The organism is Methylotuvimicrobium sp. KM2, from assembly GCF_038051925.1.
In the GTDB taxonomy this organism is placed as follows: domain Bacteria; phylum Pseudomonadota; class Gammaproteobacteria; order Methylococcales; family Methylomonadaceae; genus Methylotuvimicrobium.
This window is the reverse complement of sequence record NZ_CP150634.1, coordinates 1,279,403-1,304,007: the sequence shown is the minus strand read 5'-3', so window position 1 is coordinate 1,304,007 and position 24,605 is coordinate 1,279,403. Positions and strand designations below refer to the sequence as shown.

Below are 24,605 nucleotides of genomic sequence, written 5' to 3'. Positions count from 1 at the left end.
GATGCAGGTCAAAAAAAAGCTCCTCGGAAATTGCTGAGTTACATGGATGTAATGAATGCAGAAAATGCAGGAGCATTTTTCTGCCCTGCATTGCCCTAATACACCCCATCCATTGTGTAATGTAATTTCTGCATTCGTTACATCCTTGCAAACTTAGCAGTTGCCGACGACTACAAGGATGCAGGAGATAGGGTAATGCAGGAGCAATTGCCGAGGAGCAACAATCTACCCTGCTGCCGACACCTATCGATCGAGCAACCGAACGCCGCCGTTTCCGGGCGCTACCTGAAGGGTACGGACAACTCCTTTAGCGAGACTTTGACCCGCAATAAAAACAGCAGTTTACGGCTTACGGTAAAGTCTTGCGATCTAGCATACACTCGATCACGTGTTTTCTCTACTTAGATTTGCGGTCGTCGGAGTTCACGCAAGTAGATAGTCCCTTCCTAGCGTGAAGATCAAGGTGAATTGCATAAAGCCGTCGAGGATTTTTTCAACACGGCCAAGAAAGCGAATTTTAAACACGTCGAATACGCTTGTCACGAAGAAATCGACAACGACCATGGGCATTTAGAAATCCGCCGTTATTGGATTAACGAGGAGCACGGAGTTCTGGAAAGAATTACGCAGCATTGGCTTCGTGGAGCGCGAATGCCACATCGACGATAAAGTAACAATCGAGCAGCGTTGTTTCATTAACAGCATTAAAGCCGATGCGCGGCTATTTGCGCGGGCTGTGCGCCATCACTGGGGCATTGAAAACCAATTGCACTGGCGCTTAGACGTAATCTTTCGAGAAGATGACAACCGAATCCGAAAAGGTAATGCAGCCGCGATTATGACCACCATCGGGCATATCTGTGTCAATCTGTTCCAGCAAGAGAAATCTAAACTCAGCATGAAAAAGAAAAGACTCAAAGCAGCCTGGAACGATCGCTACCGCGCTAGGCTTCTGTTTGTACAGCAATTTTAATGCATTTGCCCTGTCTAGCCAGGAAAAATTACCTTTTTTTGGCCATGTTCGCGTTAAAGTATTTCAGCTCGTTTCTGTCGTTACTGGACGCTGGAGCGTCCAGGGCTGCATTCCCACGCTGGAGCGTGGGAACGATAACCTTTCACCTTTCACCTTTCACCTTTCACCTTTCACCTTTCATCTTTCACCTTTCATCTTTCCCCTTTCCCCTTTCCCCTTTCACCTTTCATCTTTCACCTTTCATCTTCAATCTTTCATCTTCACCCAAACTAGCCTTACCCGCACCCATTACGATAGAATCTTAATGGTCTACAAGGAGTAATCATGTTTTTGCGCAATAATCGTTTTGTCAAACAGATCTTCAGCAGTTTTTTGGATTTAGCCCCTATTTTGGTCGTGGTATTGGTTTTTCAAATCGCGGTCATTCAACAACCCATTCCCGATGTACTTAATTTAATCGTTGGCTCCTTATTTGTTGTACTGGGCCTGACATTTTTTATGCTCGGCCTGGAACAAAGCCTGTTTCCGATCGGCGAGTCGATGGCTTATGCGTTTGCCAAAAAAGGGAGCTTGTTTTGGCTGTTGTTTTTTTCGTTCTGTCTCGGCTTCGGCACGACCGTGGCCGAACCGGCATTAATTGCCGTAGCGAATGAGGCCGCCAATATCGCTGGACAAGGCGATATAATCGCTAATACCAGCGATGCCAAAGACAGTTACGCACTCGCGCTTCGATTAACCGTGGCTGTTTCAGTCGGCTTTGCAATTCTTCTTGGCGTATTGAGGATCATCCGCGGCTGGCCATTACATTACTTGATTATCAGCGGTTATTGCATCGTCATCATTATGACGCCTTTTGCACCCGCACAAATCATAGGCGTCGCTTATGATTCGGGCGGCGTGGCCACCTCAACCATCACAGTGCCGCTAGTTACCGCATTGGGCGTGGGCTTGGCAAGTTCGATCAAAGGGCGAAACCCGATGACCGACGGGTTCGGCTTAATCTCGTTTGCTTCACTGAGTCCCATCATATTTGTTTTGGCTTTCGGGATGGTCGCATGATCGATTGGCTCATTCATTTTAGTGAAGATTTACTTAAAACCTGCCGTGATGTAGCCCCGATTGCCGGCATCATTATCGGCTTTCAGGTATTGGTTATTCGCAAACCCATCCTGCATCCGATCAAAACCTTACTCGGTTTCGTCAATGTATTGATCGGCATTACGTTCTTTATGGAAGGTTTGAAAATGGCATTATTTCCGCTCGGCGAATTAATGGCCACACAATTGACCGCGCCGGAATTTCTCGGCATTCCTACCGAGGCAGCTGTAGCCGCCTGGAAAGATTATTTCTGGGTTTATCTATTTGCCGGAAGCATCGGATTTGCAACTACTTTAGCCGAACCTTCGTTGTTGGCTGTCGCAGTCAAAGCCGAAGAGATCTCCGGTGGAGCAATCCGCGCGTGGGGGCTGCGCATCGCGGTATCTCTTGGAGTTTCTTTCGGAATCGCACTCGGTTCTTTCCGAATCGTCAACGGCACGGAGTTGTATTTTTTTATTATCGGTGCTTATCTTCTCGTTATTATTCAGACCATTTTAGCCCCTAAGTTGATTATCGGCTTGGCTTATGATTCAGGAGGCGTCACGACCTCGACCGTGACCGTACCTCTCGTCACGGCGCTCGGTATAGGTCTGGCATCGACAGTTCCGGGCCGTAATCCGTTACTTGACGGATTCGGCTTGATTGCGTTCGCAAGTCTTTTTGCAGTGATTTCCGTCCTGACTTACGCCCAACTCGCCGAATGGCGCAATAAAAAACGAAATTCATCCAATCAAAGCTCATCCAAATAACCGAGGAATGCCATGCGTTTCAAATTAATCATCGCCTTTGTTGAAGACTCAAAAACCGATCTTGTGCTCGATACCGCCCGCAAAAGCGGCGCCAAGGGCGCAACCGTGATCAACCATGCCCGCGGTGAAGGCATGAAGCAATCCAAGACCTTTTTCGGCCTGACCCTAGAAACTCAACGGGATGTATTGATGTTCCTGGTCGAGGAACATTTGAGCCGCTATATCCTTGAAAAAATCGCAAAAGCCGCCGAATTCGATGCCACCTCGGGTACCGGAATTGCTTTTAAAATCGATGTCGAGGATGCGATCGGCGTGATGCATCAAGTCGAACAATTAACCCAAGAACTGGAAGACGAAATATGATCGATAAAACTAAAATTGTTCATGTCAGAGACGTCATGAAAACCGACTTTTCGATGATCGAAGGCTCAGCCTCGGTCAGCGATGCATTAAAGCTGATGAAGTCGCAAAAAACCTCGGTATTGGTTGTCAATAAACGCCATGAATTCGACGAATACGGCTTGGTTACCTCCGGCGATATCGCACGCCATGTATTGGCTAAAGATAAGGCACCGGACCGCGTCAATGTCTACGAGATCATGGCCTGCCCGGTGATTCAGGTCTCGCCCGACATGGATATTCGTCTTTGCTCAAGGTTGTTTGCAAACTACAATTTGGTTCGCGCGCCGGTTGTCGAAAACGGCAAGGTTATCGGCATGGTTAGTCCGAATGCTCTGGTGCTGGACGGCATGTACCGAAACCTTTAATGGTATTAGGCTTTAAAAAAAGCTACAATTTTGCCCGATCAGAAAACCGATCTTGAGTGAACGCCTACCTGTTTTAGGTTGATGTCCGGCAATCAATCAGGTCGTTCTGCGTCACACAGTAAGTTAATATCAGTAGGAGTTTTAAAAAAATGGCAACAGGCACTGTAAAGTGGTTTAACAACACGAAAGGCTTCGGCTTTATTGAGCCGTCGGAAGGTACGGAAGACGTCTTCGTTCACCATTCAGTCATCCAGGGAGAAGGTTTTAAAACATTGAGCCCCGGACAATCGGTACAATTCGAAATAGAATCGGGCCCGAAAGGCCTGACCGCAGCAAACGTTATTCCAGGCTAACGGACCGGACGATTTGCTTAACAAAAAAGGCCCTTACCTGGACGGTAAGGGCCTTTTTTATAAACCGCCGTAAACCCAGCACCTAAATTCCATAGCCGATTGGCTATGTTTAATATCATGACTAATTTAGGTGCTGGATGAATTCCATAGGTCTTTGGCAATGATTTAAAATCATGGCTTATTTATACTCATATATGGACTCCTCGTTTATTGCAAGCCAAGTTTTCAAAAATTGATGTCAAAACAGAGATCAAGATTGCAGCCATATATCCGGTCTCTCAACAGAGGCTTTATTGCCTCAGGACTCCTGATGAATCTATCCGCGCGCCTATTCCTCAACCATCGTAACGGTTTCTTAAGAACCTATGAGTATATCGGGTTGTAAAAGCACCGGTCTGACCTGTTGTTGTCATCAATGATTGTCTACTTGCCTCCGCAATCTTGTGTACTCGGTTAAATCAATCGCACTCATCAGGGTTATCCACGCTTTGTCCACGGGCTCCGAGCTCTCTTCTCTAGCTCGGAGCCGGTGGGCAAAGGGTGGATAACCCGGCCCGAAGCCCGCGTTAGGCAGGCGCCCCTTGATAAGCTTCATTTTTCGTGGTCATTGCCCACAAGATGCGGGCGTTTTTGTTGGCCAGGGCAACCGCGGCCTTGTTAAAGCCGCGTCGCTCGACCAGCGACTGCAGCCACTGGCTGAGTTGATCTGTTTTGCCAGCACAGTTTTTGACCACCGCGCGTGCACCATGAATTAAGTTGGTTCGGATATAACGATTACCCCGTTTACTGATCCCCAGATAGCGGGGTTTATCGCCGCTGCTATGCTGCCCGGGAACCAGGCCCAGACTCGCTGCATAATCTCGGCTACTGGCATAGCCTTTGCCGTCCCCGATATCAGATGCCACAATCGTGGCGGTGATCGGACCCACCCCGGGAACATCCAGCATACGTCGGCTTAATGCATCGGCTTGACTGAGCCTGCCAAGCCGTTTGTCTTGCTCCTTAATCGCCTTATCCAATTCTCTTAACCGTTCGGCTTGCTCCGCAATCAGCTCTCGACACAGCGCTGTTAGTCCGTTCTCGGCATCTTCTAAAATATCAGGCAATTGTTTTCTGACTTGATCGACCCCTTTGTGAATGGCAATGCCGCGCTCCAGCAAGGCTCCACGAATCTGATTCACTACAGCAGTTCGTCGTTTGACCAGATCCTGGCGTAGATTATGAAGCAGTTGCATATCTTGCTGTACTTCGGTTTTGATCGACACCACCCGCTTATTGGGCCGGCCGACCGCATCAAAAATCGCTTGGGCATCGTTAAAATCATTCTTGTTGCCGACCACGAAGCTCTTGACAAACTTCGCGTTCAATAACATCACTTCATGGCCCAGTTTAGTTAATTCTCTAGCCCAATAATGGCTACTGCCGCACGCCTCGATACCAATCGTGCTGACCGGATAATTGGCGAAGAAGGTCAAGACTTGCGCCCGTTTGAGTTTTTTCTTGATGACTTTATTATCCGCATTCAACGTATACAGATGAAAAATGTTCTTTGCGATATCTAAACCAATTACGCTAGTATTCATCTCGGACTCCTCTTGTTTTGTTTTTTACTAAGGTGCTATTTGACACCAACAGAGTGAGAGGAGTCCATATCATCATCGTAGATCAAAATTCGGCACCGGGGGCCCGTCAAAGGACGCCGTGAATACATCCATGTAGGCTCTATGCCAGCATCCATGCTGGCAAAGCCTTTGCCGAGCACCCCGGCGCCTCCTTAGGCACTGCCGAAATTTGAAGTGCGACAGGTATAGGTGCTGGATGAATTATCCTGAATTCGGCAGTTTAACCATGAAGCACATGAAGAATTCCAAGAACTTACCAAATCCTTCTCGCTAACCTTTTTGGTGAGCGAAAGTTCTATACAAACGCGTAATAAGCTATTGAATTAACTTCCTATTCTTCATGGTGAAATGCTTTTTCTAGGATTATCCAAGACAACTAATCCTAGCCAATGGGCTATGGAATTTAGATGCTGGGTGAATACGTGCATTTAGGCTCTACGCCAGCCCCTCACCTAGCGTTAGGTGAAGGACCGCACACCCCGGAGTCCTGTCAAACAAGTTACCGAACCCGCTACAAGACTCATAACTCCAGAAAGTTATTTTTCACGAAGTTCTTAAGGGCACGTTTGATTTCTATAATCCCACCATTGGAGCCGATATTCCCTAATATTTCTAGCGATAGACGCACCTTCTTCGGTTAAATCGCAATTCCAGTAAGACGTTTCGGCTCTGCAAGCGCGGGCAAACAAATTGACATCGCGATTAGTGAATCGTCCATCGCCATCTAAATCGCAGGTTTGATCTTCTTCCAGCGAGGGTTTCCAGGCGCTATCCAGCTCCCATGCGGTTATTGCCGATTGCGCGGGTTGTTGACCTGCATCGATGACGTAAATTTTTCCATCGACCGTAAACGATAACGGCTCGGCTATCACTTTAGGCAAGTTCGGGCCGATTTGCCAAGTATTGGACACCGGGTCATAGATTTCGACTTTATCCGACTTGGACAAGCCGCCGGCGCTATTAACGGAACGTCCGCCGATTAGATAGATTTTTCCATCCAACACCGGGGCCTGTATACCGCTTTGAAATACTCTCGGCGTCGGCATCGGAGTCATGGCTCTCGTCTGCCAGCGATTGAGATCAAAATCGTAGGCAGCAATCGCACCGAATAGTCTATTTTTTTGCAGCACGCCGCCGCCTAGAAGATAGGCGTGGGTTTTGCCGTCGATAGAGACAGCGGCCAAGGCGGCGCCTTCGCGCCGATTAATACCGGGTATGTTGCGATGCCTTTTCCATTCATTGGTTTCGGGATTAAAGCTTTCGAGACGATTGATCATTCTGCTTGCGCCATTCGACCGGGTTTGTTTGCCGCCGAAGACAAAAACTTCATCATTGTCCGTTACCATCGCCGTCGCGCCAAATCGAATTGTCGGCATGGCAGCCAGGGACTCTTTCTCCACGAAATCACTACTTTCTATTTCGAACACCCGCGTTGCTCCAGCCTCTGCGTCAAAAACATAAAGCTTGCCGTTAACGAAGGCGCCTGAATGCTTCCCGTCTAAAGACGCACTTGAGTCGAGCACCGCTAAACCCTTGTTTGCATCTTCAGGAATCAAATAGGCTTTATTGCCGATTGCCGCCAAGGCGATCGGCTCATCGCCCAATAGATCGGAAGTCGCCAATTCAAACGCTTTCCAAGCGCTGACTTCAGGTTCGGGTACCGGCGGCTGCGGATCTTGCGGCGACTCGGAACCCAAGACACGTTGAGATACAGCCGACTGGAATTGCTCGGCAGGCAATTGATTATTGAACAAGATATAAAAAGAATCCGACGGCGTCTGGCGCTTATCGGAAGATAAGCGCATCTCCACTAAATAAGCCCCTTGCGGACCGCCATTCGCGGCTCCCGAGGAGGTTTCCAAAAACCAATCGAGGTGGGAATGAAAGGAGCCGTTCGCTGCCGCTTGCCCAACGATCAAAGACGCCGCGCCTGTTACACCGTTGGCGGTAAAAGTCGTGAAACTGGTTTCAGTCGTGACTCTCGGCGGACAAAAAACCAGTCCGCAATTTTGGTCGGCTACTTCGGTTATTTTCAGACCGCCCGCCAATCGAAGTTTCACATTATCCGGCGCAAAACTCCAGGCTCCTATAGCCGGATTCCAAAACTCCAATACCCCGAGCGCTTGATAGGAAACGAGTTCACTGCTTAAAAGCGAACCCGCGGTCGACTGAAATCCGGGGTTATCGGTTGAATGCTGCCCGGAAAAAACAAAGTGTGTGAACGCGGTGACATAAATATCCTTTCCGGTTTCAAAATCGGTCGGTACCGTATTCGGTGGGAGGCCTAAATGCTCGACACCGACAATATCGCATCCATGATCCGCTTCCGAACAAAACCCCGCCTTGATTGCCGAACCCTGGCCCGATACCTCGATATCTTGATGAAAAGACGCCAAACCTCTTGCCGACGGCACAAATAAAACCACCATCAATAAGAAGCTACGCCCAAAAATTAATTTACTTAAGACACTCATTAGTATTATCCGGCTTCTAGAAGCCTGCATTTATAAGGTTAACCAAACAACCATACCTTTCGCATTTCAAATTTCGGCAGCGCCTAAGGAGGCGCAGGGGGCTCGCCCCCTCACCTAACGCTAGGTGAGGGACTGGCATAGATGGTATAGAGCCTACATGGGATGTATCCACTGCGTCCTTTGACGGACCCCTGGTGCCGAATTTTGATCTACGGGTATAAATAATCCCCAGTCCCCATATTTTCAAAGAAAGGTGGGCTGAATAACCACCTATCATTTATCGACCGTTTCATATGAACAACCCCATTAGCGATATAATATAACATTCTTAGCTTAGGATTTCGTGATAAATAACGTCCTGGAACTATGGGCTTTGTTGAAGGTTCGGTAACTCGCTTGGCAGGACGCCGTGAACCCAGCATCTAAATTATCCAAGACAATTAATCCTAGCCAATAGGCTATGGAATTTAGGTGCTGAGTGAATACGTCCGTGTAGGCTTGACGGCGGCTATCTCTGCCGACGTCACCTGTCAATCGAGCAACCAAACCCTCCCTAAAATCATAAGTATCTACACAAGTTTTATATCATAAATACAATGAGTTACAAGCTGGCCTAGCATCCTCTCCTGTTGAAGAGGGTTGCGGTGGTGAGAGTAAAAACAATCACTTATATTCCCCTCATCCCAACCTTCTCCCGCAAAGAAAAAGGTGCAAGTACTTGTGTAGATACCTATGCCCTAAAATAGGGAAGTTATTTACGACCAAATCCTTACTGATACCTCATCCTAATAAATTTCAAAAATAGGCTCGGAAACCTATTTCTAAACTCATTCCTGGCTCCGGTGCAATATTGCGCAAATATGACGTGGAATTTCGGATCGGCGAATCGCTTAAATTCGAGGCCTTTCCAAACAGAAGTACTCTTTGTCCCGAGTCCGCATGCCAATCATAAGAAACGTCGAGATCAAAACGGTGATAAGAAGGCGTCACGGTTTCATCGTTTCCGGGTCTGTCTTGCGCCAAGGCCTGAGTAAATCGTAGCGCTCCCTGAAAGGCGTTTTTTTACAAACCGACCTCGAATCCGTAACGTTGCGGAGGCAAGCGAGGTACATCGCCAAGCGCTCTATCTCTGAAACGCCCGCGAACGTAGTCGGAAAAAAGCGTTAAATGCGGCGTACCCCAATCGAACGACGGATGAAATTTAATTTCTGCTTCGTAACCGTAAAATTCCGCATCGTCGCCGCGAAAGCCGTATATTGGAAAACAGCCTCTAAGTCCATCCGAGCAAGAAGCCTTTAGGGTGTTCGTATCGAGTTGATAGAAAAGCCCCAGGTTTTCTTGATAAATAAAGTCCTTGACATCCTTTTGGTAGGCATTGCCTTGTAATGAAATCAAGGCATCGTCGTAACGAATCCCAATTTCACGATTACTAGCACGTTCAACCGCCAAATCCAATCGACCGATATCGAAACTACGATTGACCGGATGCGGCCCGAGCGAATACATTTCCTGTATATCGGGCGCGCGCTCCGAGTTTTGCCATGCCAAATAAATTGAACCCCCATCGAAAGGTCTGTATGTAATACTTGCAGCCAATGAACTCGGATTATGCGTCAATCTTCTTGTCGGCACCTGAACCGGTTGCCCGAACAAATTCCGATTGAGCAGTTTTTCATTAGGCTCGGTAACCTGTCGTTCATACCGTCCACCAAACTCCAATGTCAACTCATCCAAAACATCCAGCTTTTCGGTAAAAAACAAACCCAACGAATCGATTTGCGACTGAGGAACCAGGTTTTCAGCTAAAAATTCACGGTCTTGCCATTGCAAACCCAAAAAGCCGGACCACTGATCGATGAATCGATGCTCGAGCTCGAAACGGGTTTCTAAGACTTCATTGGTAAATAAGACCGAGAATCCGGGCTCGCCTTCTTCATGTTCGTAATCGACATAACCGGTCTTGACCGAGACCGACTCGATGTAGGGAATCGGATTGAACAACATAGCCTCGACATCGTAGCGCCGTTGTTCCATTTCAAAACGTATCGCTTCGCCTTGATCGCTTGCCCCGGGGGCAACACCGACATGACTATGGCCGCCCGGATCGCCCGGCGGCAAACCGTATGCTTTATAGGTGTGGTTGTAACTGGTGCCGACATAGCCGAGATCGCCGATCCAGGAAATTCCGGCCGAACCGCCTCGGCTTTCCCCATCGGTGTTTTTGATTTCGCCCTTGCTGTTGTTTAACTCAGCATCGGTTTTCAGTTGTTTGCGTACCGCCGCTTCGTCCAATGCGAATCCCGGAATCCGTGTATTTTCGTTGCCGCGTTGAAAATAATCGAGATGGACGGCAACATTGCCTTTGCCGGCATCGATACCGACCATGCCGGCATTTTCTTTGGGATTGTGGTCATAGCGGTACTCGGCAGTACCTTCGATCGGCTTTACCGGCATGCTATCAGGGATGCGCTTATGCTTGACATCGACGACGCCGCCGATTGCGCCGCTGCCGTAGCGCAAGGTGGCCGGTCCCCTGTGAATCGTAATACTATCGGCAAGTAACGACTCGGCCGCTACCGCATGATCCTGGCTCATCGCCGACGCGTCGTGCGAACCGATTCCGTCATGCATCACGCGCACCCTTGGGCCGCCCATGCCGCGAATGATCGGCTGGCCGACTCCGGGACCGAACGACGCATTGTAAACCCCCAGTTCACGTTCCAAGGTTTTGCCCAAGGTACTGGCCGATTTCAAGCGTAAATCAATATCGGATAATTCGGATGTCGAATCGGCCGTCGGCGCGATGGCTTCGATGACCATCTTTTCAAATTCCACATCGTATTCGCCAGATTCGGGCTCGGTGTTTTCGGTTGTTTCCATCGAGTCTTGCTCAGCACTTTCTAAAATAATCTCGCCGTTTTCAGAGTGATCCGGCTCCGATGCCCAAAGCATGCCGCTCGGCGATAAAATGCTCAACGTTAACACTAACCAATAAATGACAGTGGGGATTTTCATAGTTCAGAGAACCGGCAAACGGTAAAGCACATCTCTTGCGCCTGGAATTTCAGGTCGAATCGCAATCAGTTTTTGCAGCCATTGACGCGCGGTTTCCGGTTCTTTTTGGGCTTTGCCGATCGCCATGCTGACGATTTGGGCGTAAGCCAATGTAAAATCCGCTCTGGTTTCAACCGATTGCAAATAGCCGATCAATGCTCTGGCTTCGTCGTCGTTGTGGTCGATCATCGTCGCAAAATAAAGGTTACGCGCCTTGACGAAGGCACCGACTCGATCGGTAAATTCAGCATCGGCGTCACTGCTCAAGGACAGCAAAGTGCTTGCTTCTTGGAACTGTATTGTGTTTAACAAAGCTGCGAAAGATTCATAAGAAGCAACACCGCGTTTGAGAGTAAACTTCGGCGCATCGAATAAAATAACGGGGCGATCGTCGGTATTGATTGGCGCACCTTCGGCATAATCGGCCAACTCGCGATGATCGGCCAAAAAATGCCCCGCCAATTGCACGGAACTTCGCACCGCCGCCAAATGGAGATGTTGTCTTAAAGATTGATTGATGCCGATCGTGCTTTCGATTGCTTCGGGACGTGCCGTATCCCCGGACAATGCAATCAAAGCCAGCGAGGGGTACCCCAAATCGAAACCCGCCAACCAGGCCTCGGTTCTACCGAACACCGATTGAAAAGTTTTGATCACCGAACGTAACATGGCTTCATCCATTTGATACAGAGGCAGCCACTGGCAGAACAAGCCTCCAGGCGCCAATCGCTGCTCTATCGCTTGAAAATGTTCACGGGTATAAAGCAAGCCGCCGCCGTCACGCCCGGGATGAAACAAATCCCCCATCACAACATCATATTGCTGATGTGACGTTCTAACATAACGTCTGGCATCGGACGCATAAAGACGAACACGGGGATTCTTGTGCAATTCGACGTTGTACGGCGAAAAATAAGGCAATAACGCCAAGGAGTCCGGCACTAATTCGACCGCATCGATGCGAGATTCTCGGTGAGTCAGCGCGGCGCCGACCGTTACGCCGGTCGCTACGCCGAGATACAGAACATCGCACGGCTTCGGATGCAACAACATCGGCACATGAGTTTGCATGCGTTGCAAACGCTGGGCGCGAACGCCTGTTCCGCCCATTTGGAAACGATTGTTGACGCGCAGATTACGTTCGTTTTGCTGCTCGATCACGGCTACCGAGGCCATCGCGCCTTCCCGGTACTCTAATACCGACTCGCCGGGCCTTAGTGTAACGATCTGCAAACGACCGGGTAACAGCAAAACAAGGAATGCCGGTAGCGCATAAGCCCACCGAGGCAACATCGACAATCGGGGCATTAGCAGCCAATAAGCCAATGCAATGCCGATCAATGTCCATTGGGTGCCGAGCAGCGGCACCAAAACGACGCCTGCGACCAAAGGAGCCGCCAAGCCGCCGGCCATATTGACGCCCAAGGCCCAACCGACACCGCCTCTAGCGTGTCGGGCCGATTGCACTAGATGACTAAACAAGGCGCCCATGATCAAAGTCGGCGGCAAAAGCACCGGCAAGGCCACGATCAATTCAGCGAACAGCACCGCACCTAAACTATCGCCGAGACCGGTCCTTACCCACCAATATAAACCATGCGTTAAATAAAGCGCCGAAAGTCCGGCGAGACAAACTAAACTCAACGAGAACAACAATCTCGCCAACAGACGATCACCATCGCGATTGCGGCCGAAGCGATGATAAAGCCCGGCGCCGATTGCGGTGCCGGTCAAATAAACGGCCAGCACTGCGGCAAAACTGTAAACGGTGCCTTCGAGCACCTGAGCCATCACCCTTACCGTAACGACTTCATAGGCGATACTCAAAAACCCTGTGATCAACAAGCGCCAAAACAGCGGCGACGGTTGCTTATGCGTTTTTTTGATTCTCGTTTTTTCGAGAAAAGATAATTCAGACTTTCGAAAATAAAACAATCCAGCAGAGAGCGCGACACAACCGTTAACGAGCGCCAATGCAAACAATGTATAGCGGTATCCCAACCAAGGCATCAACCAAAAACTTGCAGCCAGCACGCCCAACACCGCACCGGCAGTGTTGACCGAATACGCCAGCGCTATTTGACGCGGATCGGCCTTGATTTGCGCTAACCAGCGATCGGCTGCCGGCAGCGTTGCCCCCATGGCCAGAGTTGCCGGTAGTAAAGCAAAAAACGGCACGATGAAGGCAACGCCCCAAAAATGCAGTAAGCCCGGTTCGACACCAAGCCAAGTCCGCGCCCAATCGTTGACTGTGGGAATGACAAATGCGCTAAGCAATGCCCAAAGGCCGATGGTCAATTCCAGACCGGCATACCACAAAGCCGGACGCCGGCTGACGCTGATCCGCTTGTCTAATAAAAAAGCGCCTGCGGTCAACCCACCGAAGAATGCCGCCACGACCGCCAACATAGAAGTTAGCTCGTGCCCTAGACCAACCGCAAACATGCGCGTCCAGACCAGTTGATAACCTAAGACTGCAAGGCCGGACAAAAAAAACAAAGTGACCGTAAAAAATGAAGTCATTTTCAGTGAAGTCAGTAAAACACGCATAAGTTTCGTGGACTAAGAGACAATGCCATTAAGCTAAGCCGTTCTTGGCGAGACTGTCGAACCATGGACGGCTTAACTTATCTACTCGGACTTTCCCATTCCCCTTCGACAAGGCCCTCCTGAACAAAGCCGAAGGACTCAGAGCGAACGGAAAAGCCCTTAACTTAGAGATAGTGCAACCTAGAAGCCCATTTATGACACCTCGAACTATAATCCGAGCTAGTGATCGTGATCGTGATCGTGATCGTGGTCATGATCATGGTCGTGGTCTTGGTTGTGATCATTTTCTTCTCTGACTTCATCAGATGCATTGATAGCAACCGCAATTTGTCTATCGCTCAATTCGATTATCGAAAAGCCTTTCGAATCCAGCTTGCGATTTTCATAATAACGTAAGCGGCCTTCTCGCCAAGCGACGACATATTCAACTTGATGAGTCACGAAGCCATTTGAATTATATTCATATTCAATAACGAAAAAGACATTTTCCCTCTGCCGGTTTGGCTGCCAGCCGATTGCATCATCTTTTGCTAACTCTTCGATTTGGCTGCCACCTTGTAAAATAACTACTTTAGCACCATGATTATCATGGCTATCATGGTGGTCATGCAAAGAAGATACACAGCGATTACCCTCGACCTTCATAGGCGCGGCGCATAAGAGCGTATGGTTTGTAAAATTATTAATGATTGCATCCACTGCATCACTAACGCTAGCGCCTTCCGTTTCAAGTCTACGCGCTCTTCGCAGATTTAATCTATCTTTCGCGATGGCAACCGGTTCTAAGACGGGAGATTCTAGACCGCAACCATCAACACACCGATAGGCTTGGCGTAAAACATCCCCTCTTAGTCTTGTAATTTCTCCGCCTCTTGCATTACCTGTCAGATTGCCTAGCATTACACTTTTCTCAACAAGTTTCCCTTCATTATGATAGGGGCTCCCCCCGATCGCCTGATCAAACGCCTCATCATCGAAAGTTCCCGCTTCATTCAGATGAAATGCCAGATAAAACTTATCGGAAGCCGCGCTAATAGGTATTGGGATTTCATCGTTTGTGGTGTCGAACAACGATAATTCCAGAAGATAAGCTCCGTCATCGGGGTTACCGCCGCCGGCTTTGATGATTTGAAAATCGACATGCGTATGCAGCCCGCCACTGGAATTAACTGAACCAATTAAGCCTTGTCCGGCGATACCTTCCGCTGCTGAAACGACATTAGTTTGATCGTTTTTTGTGATGGATATCCGCTCATCGAAACCGAATGACAACCAACTCGATGAATTAACATCCCATTTTTTCAAGGTGCCTTCAACTTTATACCAAAGCAGGCTGTTTGGATGTAAATCGAATACATCTAAACCCGGGTCATCGGTTCCATAAGGATTGCCTAATTCACCAAACTCGGCTTCGAACAATTTATGAATGCCAAACAATACCGCTTCATTATCGGGATCGACAACGATTCTGTTATTTTGTAATGTTATTTCGACATCCGAATGCGCTAATACATTCGAACTTATAAAAAAGGCCAAAAGGCCGATCGAAAAGGTTTTTAAGCTTTTCATGTTAAAAGACTCCAAATAAAAACAAGAATGAGAAAATGTTACAGTAATATCCGATCGCTAATGAAATGTTATAATGTAACTTTTAAAATTGCAAGCCATCCCTCCTTTTCTTCATTCATACCGTTCGCACTTCGAATTCCAACCGATTCCTGCACGTTGACTGCTTAACCCAATAGTAGAGTTAATAATAATTTGTGACGAAGACTGAAATTTAAATTGCTTTCCTGATAAGCCGGCTATATTATAAGAGCCGTTTATTTCAACGCCATCCTGGTATGGCACATTACAAGTAAAAGAGAGTGTTATGTCCGAGTTAGTTACAGGTACCGTTAAGTGGTTCAATGATGAAAAAGGTTTTGGATTTATTGAACAAGAAGGCGGCAAAGATGTCTTCGTTCACCACAGCGCAATTAACGGCACCGGCCGGAAAACTTTGCGTGAAGGCCAAAAGGTCACGATGGAAGTGAGCCAAGGTCAAAAAGGCCCTCAAGCAGAGAACGTAACACCTGCTTAAGTCCGATTAAAAAAACGCCCGTTTCTAACGGGCGTTTTTGTATCGAACGATTGATAAAATCTTTGTCATAGTCTTTTAAATGAGCTTCGTGACACATTTTGTTCGCGACAAAAAGTCAGCTAAACGACTTGACTTTTTGAAAGCTCCTGTTTTTTCCGAACGCAAGTAATGCCACCGCGTTATTCGTTTGATTTACTCCTATCCGTTCTTAGCTGCATTTTTGATCCCGCTTGTCGTTAATTGATTGCTTAGCAACACGCATGATATAACATAACCTCCTAGAGTTAAGCCAAGCCAGGCGCGTATCCGCTTAAATCATTTCGTTTATCTCAAAGCAGTATTGACTATGAAAAACCGTTTCTTAATCCTATTCCTGTCGCTTTGCCTATTTTCCGCTCCAACTTTGGCTGAAAAACGCCATCATGATGCCCATATTCATGGCGTCGCCGAACTGAATATTGTCATCGAGAACGATACCGTTCTAATCGAGTTCGAATCTCCGGCGATTAATCTGATCGGCTTTGAGCACAAACCTCGGAACGATGCGCAGCAACTCGAATTGCAAAATGCTTTGGCGTTATTGAATGACGTCGACATCACTGCATCGTTCGAAAAAGGCAAATGCCGCGCAACCGAAACGCATGTCCGGGGACCATTCGACGATGACGATCAAGAAGGAACGGAACACGGCGAACAGGAAGAACATTCCGAATTTCATGCGGTTTATACTCTATCGTGCCAAAACGCATCGGCCATCGGCTCTGTCCGCACTCAACTATTCGACCGTTTTCCCGGATTCGAAGCCATTCGAGTCCGCTGGGTCGGTAGCAAAGGGCAAGGCACGGCACTCTTGAATAATCAATCGACGATTTTTTCGATCGAATAAAGCCTACTCTTCTTCATACTCATCGATCGTTGCGACTTGCATCGAATAGGCCGATATAGCCTTGCCGGTACCAACATCCTTGCTGAATAATTCGGTCCTCAATACGCCTTGAAACCAAAAAGGCATATAAAGATCTTGCAATTTAAAGCCTTTAGGATAAACGACATGAATCAACTGATTGGGCGGCGGCGGCGGAACATGGATACAAGCCCCGAAATACGGGACCACGAAAAATTCGGTAACCTGCTGTGTGTCGTCAAACTCCAAAGGCACCATAAAACCCGGAATTCGAACTTTAGTTTCGTTTAATTCCGGCCTCACGTCGGTCGAAACCAAAGCCTTTTGATAGGCACTGTCCGCCGCCTGTTCGATGGCTTGACGCACTTGATTCGAAATCTGCGAATCGAGCGGGATTTCCGGCGTGTCGTGCGTGATCTCCGGTCCGTTCATTAGAGCATCCAAATCGCTTTGCGGCATCAAGTCGGTCCATTCAAGGGTCTTATAACTATCCGCCGACACTAACAAAACCGGCATCGCCAACGCCAAGCACAAGATGAGTTTTAACAAGGTATGAACTATTTTCATTAGAAAGTAACCTATAGTGATTTCGTGTAACATTATAGCTTTTAGCAATACACTCTCGCACCCGCATGACAGATTTCGACTATGCACTCGATCTACAAAACGTCTCTTTCAGTTGGCATAAACGTCATGCGCCGGTATTGAAGATTACCGAGTGGCGAGTCGAACCGGGCCGGCGTATCTTTTTACACGGCGCATCCGGCTCCGGCAAATCGACCTTACTGAGCTTGATCAGCGGCATACTCGTGCCGGCAAGCGGGCAAATCAAAATACTCGGTACCGACTTAACGAAAATCGGCGGCATGGCCCGAGATCGCTTCCGTGCCCGCCATATCGGCGTTATTTTTCAGCAGTTTAATCTATTGCCCTATCTTTCTGTTGAGGCAAACATTAATCTAGCCGTCAAGTTCGGCAAACGCCATGACGCTAATCTTAATGATGTCGGCGTATTGACCCAACGCTTGGGCCTCGATCGATCCATTCTTACCCGCAAAGCCGGTCAATTGAGTGTCGGCCAACAGCAGCGCGTCGCCGTTGCTAGAGCCTTGATCAACCATCCTGAATTGATTATCGCGGACGAACCGACTTCTTCTTTGGACAGCGATACGCGCGATGAATTCATGCGCGTTTTACTCGAGTCGGCCGCCCTGAATCGAACCACGGTTATTTTTGTCAGTCATGATAAATCGCTGGGGCACTATTTCGACCAAGTCATCAGCATACATGATCTGATGCAAGCCGGAGAATCGAAAGCATGATGTTAAAACTGGCCATTGCCAGCCTTTGGAACCGAAAACTTACCGTAACGCTGACCGTGTTATCGATTGCGGTCGGCGTTTTTCTATTGCTGGGCGTCGAACATATTCGTAGCGAGGCCAAGAACAGCTTCAGTAAAACGGTCTCGGGCGTGGATCTGATCGTCGGCGCCCGCACCGGCCCTTTGAACTTGCTGCTTTATTCGGTATTTCATATCGGCAATGCTTCGAACAATATCTCTTGGCAAAGCTACCGGGAATTCTCGCAAAAACCCGAAGTAGCCTGGAGCATTCCGATTTCGCTCGGCGACTCGCATAAAGGCTACCGCGTGGTAGGTACCAGCCGGGATTTTTTCGAGCATTTTCATTATGGGCAAAAGCAAAACCTGGCATTTAAATCGGGCCGCGCCTTCGATGGCGTCTACGAAGCGGTAGTCGGCGCACAAGTCGCCAAAACGCTAGACTACCAACCCGGCCAATCGATAACGCTGGCGCACGGCATCGCTAAAGTCGGTTTCAGCAAACACGACGACAAACCGTTTATAGTAACCGGCATTCTCGCTCCGACCGGGACGCCGGTCGACCAAGCGGTTTATGTTAGCCTAGCGGGCATCGAAGCGATACATATCGATTGGCAAGGCGGCGTGCGCATACCGGGCCGCTCGATTGGCGCCGAAGACGCGCTCAAACATAATTTAACTCCGAAATCGATAACCGCCTTCATGGTCGGTTTAAAATCGAAAATCTCATTGTTTTCGCTGCAACGGGAAATCAATAACTACAGAGACGAGGCCTTAGTCGGCATCATGCCGGGCATCACGCTGATGGAACTGTGGCAAATGGTAGGCACGCTCGAAAACATTCTGCAATTGATTTCGATACTGGTGTTGTTTGCAACGCTTATGGGACTGTCGACGATGCTGTTGGCCTCGATGAAAGAACGAGAACGCGAAATGGCTGTGTTACGCGCAATCGGCGCGCATGCCGGATCATTGTTTTTCTTAATCGAAATCGAAGCCTTGGTTGTCACAGTAACCGGAATCCTAGTCGGCAGTACGGCCCTTTGTATTGCTCTATTGACTGCGCGTACGGAACTCAGCGAACAATACGGCCTGTTTATCGGCATCAATCCGTTTACGCCGCTTACATTCCAATATTTACTTGGAATTTTAGCGGTCTCCTTTGTCCTGGCACTGCTACCGTCGGTTTCAGCGTATCGCAATTCGCTGGGCAGCGGTTTGGTTGTCAGAACTTAGCTAAGCGGTGAACGGTGAACTGATGCGGCATTTAATCCATTTGTCAAGCGCTAATTTCCTCTTTCCTCTTTCCTCTTTCCTCTTTCCTCTTTCCTCTTTCCTCTTTCCTCTTTCCTCTTTCCTCTTTCCTCTTTCCTCTTTCCTCTTTCCCCTTTCCTCTTTCCCCTAATTCAAGACTCCCCCAACCCCTCTCCCCGCCCATGATGTTTATGCCGTTTTTCTCCGCGCTCCATACGCTTTAACCAATACGCCGCTTCTTGCTTAACATCGGCTACATTCAGCACCGCCTCCAACGACTCACGAGCTAGCGTTTCATCTTGAGACTTGAGGGCCGCGATACCAAGCCATAAGCGCGCATGCGCCTTGCGCTTCAAGCCGCCTTTGCGCAAGCTTTTTTGAAACGCCTGTTTGGCCAACGCCCAATCGCCACGTTGCATTGCAATACGTCCGGACAACATATAATCCTCGCCGTTAAGAGAAATCGACGCCGCCTCGGTCAAAACCCGTCGAGCTTTATCGTGTTCTCGCGCCAATTGCCAGCAACCAAACAACAGCTTCAAGTTTTCATAATTGCGAGAAACCCGTTTATTCTCGATCTCTCTTTCCAGCAATCGGGCCGCCTTGGACGGATAACCTTGTTGCGCATGGAATTTCACTAAATTCAAAACGTCTTCTTGCCGGACTTCACCGATATAATAAGCCAGCATCATTGTGGATATCGCCCGGTCATGGCGATTTTGTTGGGCGTAAAGACCGCTTAGATAACGCCACCATTCGCGTTTATTGGGCGAGTCGGCGATCAAGCGCTTAACGAGCGGCTCGGCTTTCGAATAGCCTTTGCTTTCGACATAAAGGGACAACAATAATTGAATCCATTCGGCAGGCGCCGATTTTTTTAGCGCCACGGCTCTTTCCAAATGACGGATTGCCGAACGGGACATGTTCGCACGATAGGCGGCATAGGCCACCATATAATAACTATCCGCATCGGCTTTCGGCTCTCTTTGCAACCATCGATCCAAATGCGTCACGCTCTCTCGATAGTCCTCCAAATGAAAAGCCGCTTGACCGGCAATGTTACGCAATCCATGTTCGGCATCGGCGTCGAGTATTTTACTGTTTAGAGCCGCGTTAGCGGCTTGCCGAGCACCGCGAAAATCGTTTACTCCGGAATAGGCATAAGCCATATATTGCTGAACGACCGCATGATCGTAGGGCTTGTCGACAGTCTTGCTTTGGATTGCTCTCAACTGACGCAAGGCTTGCTCGGATTGGCCTTTCCGTAATGCCGCATCGGCTTCTTTGAGGACCTTGAAAGTCTCTTCGCTAACAGCTTTTTCCTGTGCGTGAACCGTCAGTGCGCCAAACAGAGTCAACCCTACTAAAAAAGCGGTCCTAAACAATCGAAAATAAGTTTGTTTATTCATTAATTCAACGTAAATGCAAAAACTTGCCGAGCGCGCACCGGAACCGGATTCCCTTGTTCGTCGCGACGCGGCTGAAAACGCCAGCGGCGTACGGCACGCAATGCCGAACGATCGAAAGCACCGGAAGGCTTACTGTTGATTATGACCGGATCGGTCACGGTCCCTTCGGTCGTTACCGTAAATTCAATGAGCACTTCGCCCTCGACCCGGCGAAAGCGTAATCGATCAGGATAGTTAGGTTGAATACGCGATATTGCCGTCAATTCATCGGCCATGATGAAAGACGGTGCAGCCGGAGCGGAACCGCGCCCGGTTCCCGGAATGCTTCCAAGTTTTCCTGATTTGCTTTGCCCGCCGCTGATCACGTCCGGCAAAGATGGGCCCCTGACATTCATCCGAGGATTTGCCGGCACATCGACTCTCAAAGCCGGTACTTGCAAGGGTAAGGCCCGCAAATCGGCAGCCGGAGAGCGTTGCTGCGGCATCTGCTCGGAGAAGGTTTCCGTTTTTTGCGGCTCTGGTTTCGGCGGCGTTTTTCTCGGCGAACGCGAAATCGCCTCCGGCTCCGGCCTTTGCCGGATAAAGTCGAAAAACCCCGAATCAGTGGTTCGAATCCATTGCTTATCCTGTTCGGCGGTAACCAATTGGATCATTACCCAAAACAGCAGCAAGTTAATCGCCGATGCAGCCGTGAAGGTCAGCGTCAGTCTCATAACTCTTCGGTCGCTGCCACCGCGACGCGAGCTATTCCGGCTAGCCTGGCCTGATCCAACACTTGCATGACGAGTCCGGTTTCGGAACGTTTATCGGCCAAAATCAGAGCCGAGGCCTCCGGCGCTTCGGCGTGCAAGCGTTCAACATGACCTCGCACCACGCGAACATCGACTTGTTGTTGTTCGATCCAGACTTCGCCGTCTTTGGTTACGGCAATCAAAATGCCGGCCTGATCCTGGCGTTCGGCGGTCTGCGCCGTCGGGCGGTCGACTTCGACGCCGGTTTCCTTGACGAACGACGAATTGACCGCAAAAAAAATCAATAGAATGAATACCATATCGATCAACGGCGTCACATTGAGTCCGGCTCCGAAACTCGGCGGGCGAGTATGTTGACGTTGCATTAGCGTAATCTCATCATTCGGTTAATTGCGAAGTAAATTTCTCGCGCGCTCGTCTGGCGCGGGATTCAAGATTGGCGGCGAAGAACAAGCCCGACAAGGCCGTGATCAAGCCAGCCATCGTCGTGATCAGCGCTTCCGATATGCCTGCGGCCATGCCGCGCGCATTACCGGCGCCGAACGCATTGATTACTTCGAAAACTTTGATCATCCCCGACACGGTCCCAAGCAGCCCTAGCAACGGCAAAATTTGCGTCAAGATGTCAACCGTCTTGAGTCCGCGCAACACTTGCGAAAAAAATTGCGAAGCCAAACCTTCCTTCAAGCGTTGCTGGCAAAAATGCCTTGAGGCCGAACGATTGCGCCAATAATCCAATAATTCGGCCTGCAAACGCGGCAATTGAAAATAAAAAAACCAGTACCGTTCTAATATCAACGTCCACATCAACACCGATACCACAAGAATCGCCCAAAGCAAACCGCCGCCCTGATCGAAAAAACTCAGCACCTTTTCCATAGTGTTTAAAGCTCGGTTGCCGGTTGCTCGTATTGTTCGAACAACCGGGTACTTTGTTGATCGAGAATTTCGACGATACGATTGGCCTGGGCATGCAAGAAACTTTGCAGCAACAATAACGGAATCGCGACGGCCAAGCCGAGCTGCGTCGTTACTAAGGCATAAGAAATGCCGCCGGCCATCAATTTCGGATCGCCTGTGCCGAACAGCGAAATCGACTGGAAAGTCTCGATCATACCGATCACGGTGCCGAGCAAACCCATCAACGGTGTAACCGCGGCAAATACCGTCAATGCCGTCAAACCGAAAAACAAGCGACTGCTTTCCTGACCGACCGCCTCATCGAGACGCGCAGCTAGAATCTCGCTACTTCTTGCCTGCACTGAAACGATACTATTTCTGAGCCTGCCCAACGGATTATTGTCGAGATTCTCTTCCTTAAGCAATTGGCCTTTGATTCGTAGCCACGCCATCGACAAAACCGCACCGCGCCATAACACGATCAACAAGCCGGCGGCGCCGATCGCCAATATCAAATAACCGATCGCACCGCTCTGATTGATTCGTTCGATCAAGTCAGGCGATTCCACCAACAAGGCTAAAATCGCGCCTTTCGACGGATCGACCGCCATCATGCGCCAACCTTCCTGGGCTTGTTCCAATTCGAAAGCCATGCGTTGGTGTCGCGGCGCGGGCTGCCGGGCGAGTTCGACCAATTTATGCCCGTCCGGTAAGAAACGTAGAAACTTGCCTTCCGACACGGCATTGAACGCACCGATACGCGTCACGGTTTGCTGTTTTTCCTCGCCGTCCAAAGTAATGACCGGACCGGTGAAGCGCGTGACCTTGCCGGTTTCATGCATTTCATCGATCAAAACCAGCCAAAGACTTTGCAAGGTTTCCATCGACACCGCCGATTCGCGTTGAATGATCTTATTCAGAAACTCGCCTCGATCCCGATATTGCGCCGAAATCATCGAACGGTCCAACAACGAGCCGATTTCGGCGGCGTTTTGCTGCACCATCGCGAATAATTCGTTCAACTCGCCGGCTTGAGAAGCGATTTGCCCGTCCATCTCGGCCAGCTTGTTTTCGTTCTCTTGAAACAAGCTACGCAGTTTCTCCGCCTTTTGATCGGCGACAGCCAATTCGCTACGCAGTTTATTTAGCTTGGCTTGCTGCCGATCGCGCTCCTGAATGAAACGACGTTCGCGTTCTTGATCGAAACGAATATCCTTGGCAGCCTCTCTTCGGACCTTAGTCACCAACTCGTCTAAGGTCGAGGCGGCATGAACCGAGCCATTCGCCCACAAAAGAAGCAAGACTAAAAACCAATTCAACTTCTTCATGGCTTAACCTCCGGTGCTACGACAGGCAGCATCAGCAAATCGGGCGGCGTTTGTTTTTTTGCAACGCGAATCGCCTTCTCGAGCGAATCCCGTTGCGCCGCATCGAGCGCTATCCATTTTTGTTCCGACGGCATCCAGAAACCGCCTTCGTCGCCCTTAAGCGTCAGATAATACAAACCGACCCGACCCAGCCGTAAAAATTCGACCGAGCGCGGCTCGCCTTCGCCGTTCAAGGTACCTTGATACGATTCCAAGTTATGCCCATACTCGGCCTCGACGCGATAGGCTTCCATGATGCGCCGATATTTTTCGGTCACCGAGACGTCGGAGCGATGCATCATTTGCTTTAATTGCTGCAGGCGTTGCAAGCGCTCTTCGGCCAAAAAAGGCGTATCCAGGCTAACGAATTCGTCCAGCACGTCGATCATGCGCTGCAGAAACGGCACGATCTGCTGCTGCATTTCGACGATATCGCGCATTTGGGTTTCTTTTCTATGCATTTCGGCTTTTTGATCGTCAACCAATCGCTCCATTTGTGCGACGTAGGCCGATAAGTCCTCCAGCCGAACGGTTCCATTGCGATATTCGTCAAACATGGCTTGAGTCTGATCGTCCAGTTTGTCGATGCGTTTTTGAACTTGGACGCCTTGTTGCTGCGCGGAAAGTTGTTCCTGCAAGGCTTGATCGACGGCTCGTTGCGCGGCGACCGATGCAGATAATAGTAAGCAGGCAAGCAGCATTGCTGCGTGACGAAGTTTAATTATTCGAAATGTACTCACAATAGGGATAACCTTGAAATTTATTTTACGGAACACGAATCTCGTCGATGATTTTTAGGCTCTTCCGTATTCCCCATAGGGGAAGACATAAAAGTGTTTTGACATGACTATGGCAATGAAAAATAACTTTTTTATCAGCACCTTAAATCTATTCTGATTTTGCGAATGATTATCATTATATGTTAGCACGGAAAATCCTATAGAGCCGATTTTTAAA

At 49.1% G+C, this 24,605-nt stretch carries 23 protein-coding genes; 10 read left to right on the top strand and 13 right to left on the bottom strand.

The features are described from left to right. Window positions 1-423: 423 nt before the first annotated feature. Window positions 424-570, bottom strand: coding sequence for a hypothetical protein (locus WJM45_RS05755; protein ID WP_341328015.1), 147 nt, complete (start codon window positions 568-570; stop codon window positions 424-426). Window positions 571-640: 70 nt separating this feature from the next. Here WJM45_RS05755 and WJM45_RS05750 point away from each other — a divergent pair, with 70 nt between their 5' ends. The 6 genes from WJM45_RS05750 to WJM45_RS05725 all read left to right on the top strand — a co-directional run bounded on the left by WJM45_RS05750 (window position 641) and on the right by WJM45_RS05725 (window position 3,940). Then, complete coding sequence (locus WJM45_RS05750) at window positions 641-973, top strand: ISAs1 family transposase (protein WP_341328014.1); 333 nt, start codon at window positions 641-643, stop codon at window positions 971-973. Window positions 974-1,297: 324 nt separating this feature from the next. Continuing rightward, complete coding sequence (locus WJM45_RS05745) at window positions 1,298-2,032, top strand: DUF1538 domain-containing protein (RefSeq protein WP_341328013.1); 735 nt, start codon at window positions 1,298-1,300, stop codon at window positions 2,030-2,032. Beyond that, complete coding sequence (locus tag WJM45_RS05740; RefSeq protein ID WP_341328012.1) at window positions 2,029-2,820, top strand: DUF1538 domain-containing protein; 792 nt, start codon at window positions 2,029-2,031, stop codon at window positions 2,818-2,820. The genes WJM45_RS05745 and WJM45_RS05740 overlap by 4 nt, the downstream gene beginning before the upstream one ends. A 12-nt stretch (window positions 2,821-2,832) precedes the next feature. Continuing rightward, window positions 2,833-3,183, top strand: a complete 351-nt coding sequence (locus WJM45_RS05735) for a P-II family nitrogen regulator (RefSeq protein WP_014149434.1) — start codon at window positions 2,833-2,835, stop codon at window positions 3,181-3,183. Then, window positions 3,180-3,587: a CBS domain-containing protein gene (locus WJM45_RS05730; protein WP_341328011.1), complete on the top strand. Its 408-nt coding sequence runs from the start codon at window positions 3,180-3,182 to the stop codon at window positions 3,585-3,587. The genes WJM45_RS05735 and WJM45_RS05730 overlap by 4 nt, the downstream gene beginning before the upstream one ends. Window positions 3,588-3,736: 149 nt before the next feature. After that, window positions 3,737-3,940, top strand: a complete 204-nt coding sequence (locus WJM45_RS05725) for a cold-shock protein (RefSeq protein ID WP_014149436.1) — start codon at window positions 3,737-3,739, stop codon at window positions 3,938-3,940. A 566-nt stretch (window positions 3,941-4,506) separates the two neighbouring features. Here the strand turns inward: WJM45_RS05725 and WJM45_RS05720 are convergent. The 5 genes from WJM45_RS05720 to WJM45_RS05700 all read right to left on the bottom strand — a co-directional run bounded on the left by WJM45_RS05720 (window position 4,507) and on the right by WJM45_RS05700 (window position 15,209). Then, complete coding sequence (locus tag WJM45_RS05720) at window positions 4,507-5,523, bottom strand: IS110 family transposase (protein WP_341325838.1); 1,017 nt, start codon at window positions 5,521-5,523, stop codon at window positions 4,507-4,509. A gap of 593 nt (window positions 5,524-6,116) precedes the next feature. After that, the gene (locus WJM45_RS05715; protein WP_341328010.1) at window positions 6,117-8,036 is read right to left on the bottom strand and encodes a kelch repeat-containing protein; all 1,920 of its coding nucleotides are present in this window, start codon (window positions 8,034-8,036) and stop codon (window positions 6,117-6,119) included. A gap of 1,062 nt (window positions 8,037-9,098) precedes the next feature. Beyond that, a complete protein-coding gene (locus tag WJM45_RS05710; RefSeq protein WP_341328009.1) occupies window positions 9,099-11,051 on the bottom strand; it encodes a TonB-dependent receptor in 1,953 nt (650 codons plus the stop codon). 3 nt (window positions 11,052-11,054) lie between these two features. After that, entirely contained in the window at window positions 11,055-13,613 is a 2,559-nt protein-coding gene (locus WJM45_RS05705) for a fused MFS/spermidine synthase (RefSeq protein WP_341328008.1), read from the bottom strand. 246 nt (window positions 13,614-13,859) lie between these two features. Beyond that, entirely contained in the window at window positions 13,860-15,209 is a 1,350-nt protein-coding gene (locus WJM45_RS05700; RefSeq protein ID WP_341328007.1) for a hypothetical protein, read from the bottom strand. Window positions 15,210-15,513: 304 nt separating this feature from the next. On the opposite strand from WJM45_RS05700, the gene WJM45_RS05695 reads away from it, so the two are divergent. Both WJM45_RS05695 and WJM45_RS05690 read left to right on the top strand, forming a co-directional pair. Beyond that, entirely contained in the window at window positions 15,514-15,723 is a 210-nt protein-coding gene (locus WJM45_RS05695; protein ID WP_014149441.1) for a cold-shock protein, read from the top strand. Window positions 15,724-16,069: 346 nt separating this feature from the next. Then, window positions 16,070-16,609: a DUF2796 domain-containing protein gene (locus WJM45_RS05690; protein WP_341328006.1), complete on the top strand. Its 540-nt coding sequence runs from the start codon at window positions 16,070-16,072 to the stop codon at window positions 16,607-16,609. Between the two features lie 3 nt (window positions 16,610-16,612). Here the strand turns inward: WJM45_RS05690 and WJM45_RS05685 are convergent, their stop codons facing one another. Next, the gene (locus WJM45_RS05685; RefSeq protein WP_341328005.1) at window positions 16,613-17,194 is read right to left on the bottom strand and encodes a DUF3299 domain-containing protein; all 582 of its coding nucleotides are present in this window, start codon (window positions 17,192-17,194) and stop codon (window positions 16,613-16,615) included. 65 nt (window positions 17,195-17,259) lie between these two features. Between WJM45_RS05685 and WJM45_RS05680 the strand changes: the two genes are divergently transcribed. Then, a complete protein-coding gene (locus WJM45_RS05680) occupies window positions 17,260-17,949 on the top strand; it encodes an ABC transporter ATP-binding protein (protein ID WP_341328004.1) in 690 nt (229 codons plus the stop codon). Continuing rightward, the gene (locus WJM45_RS05675) at window positions 17,946-19,202 is read left to right on the top strand and encodes an ABC transporter permease (RefSeq protein ID WP_341328003.1); all 1,257 of its coding nucleotides are present in this window, start codon (window positions 17,946-17,948) and stop codon (window positions 19,200-19,202) included. Before WJM45_RS05680 ends, WJM45_RS05675 begins: the two co-directional genes overlap by 4 nt. Window positions 19,203-19,372: 170 nt before the next feature. On the opposite strand, the gene WJM45_RS05670 is transcribed toward WJM45_RS05675, so the two are convergent. From WJM45_RS05670 to WJM45_RS05645, 6 genes are read right to left on the bottom strand one after another with little or no spacing between them, the layout of a single operon-like run. Then, the gene (locus WJM45_RS05670; RefSeq protein WP_341328002.1) at window positions 19,373-20,629 is read right to left on the bottom strand and encodes a tetratricopeptide repeat protein; all 1,257 of its coding nucleotides are present in this window, start codon (window positions 20,627-20,629) and stop codon (window positions 19,373-19,375) included. Further along, complete coding sequence (locus WJM45_RS05665; RefSeq protein WP_341328001.1) at window positions 20,629-21,342, bottom strand: energy transducer TonB; 714 nt, start codon at window positions 21,340-21,342, stop codon at window positions 20,629-20,631. The genes WJM45_RS05670 and WJM45_RS05665 overlap by 1 nt, the downstream gene beginning before the upstream one ends. Beyond that, window positions 21,339-21,746: a biopolymer transporter ExbD gene (locus WJM45_RS05660; RefSeq protein WP_341328000.1), complete on the bottom strand. Its 408-nt coding sequence runs from the start codon at window positions 21,744-21,746 to the stop codon at window positions 21,339-21,341. Before WJM45_RS05660 ends, WJM45_RS05665 begins: the two co-directional genes overlap by 4 nt. A 13-nt stretch (window positions 21,747-21,759) precedes the next feature. Continuing rightward, the gene (locus WJM45_RS05655) at window positions 21,760-22,260 is read right to left on the bottom strand and encodes a MotA/TolQ/ExbB proton channel family protein (protein WP_341327999.1); all 501 of its coding nucleotides are present in this window, start codon (window positions 22,258-22,260) and stop codon (window positions 21,760-21,762) included. Between the two features lie 5 nt (window positions 22,261-22,265). Next, window positions 22,266-23,609, bottom strand: coding sequence for a MotA/TolQ/ExbB proton channel family protein (locus WJM45_RS05650; RefSeq protein WP_341327998.1), 1,344 nt, complete (start codon window positions 23,607-23,609; stop codon window positions 22,266-22,268). Next, entirely contained in the window at window positions 23,606-24,349 is a 744-nt protein-coding gene (locus WJM45_RS05645; protein WP_341327997.1) for a DUF3450 domain-containing protein, read from the bottom strand. Before WJM45_RS05645 ends, WJM45_RS05650 begins: the two co-directional genes overlap by 4 nt. Between the last annotated feature and the right edge of the window lie 256 nt (window positions 24,350-24,605).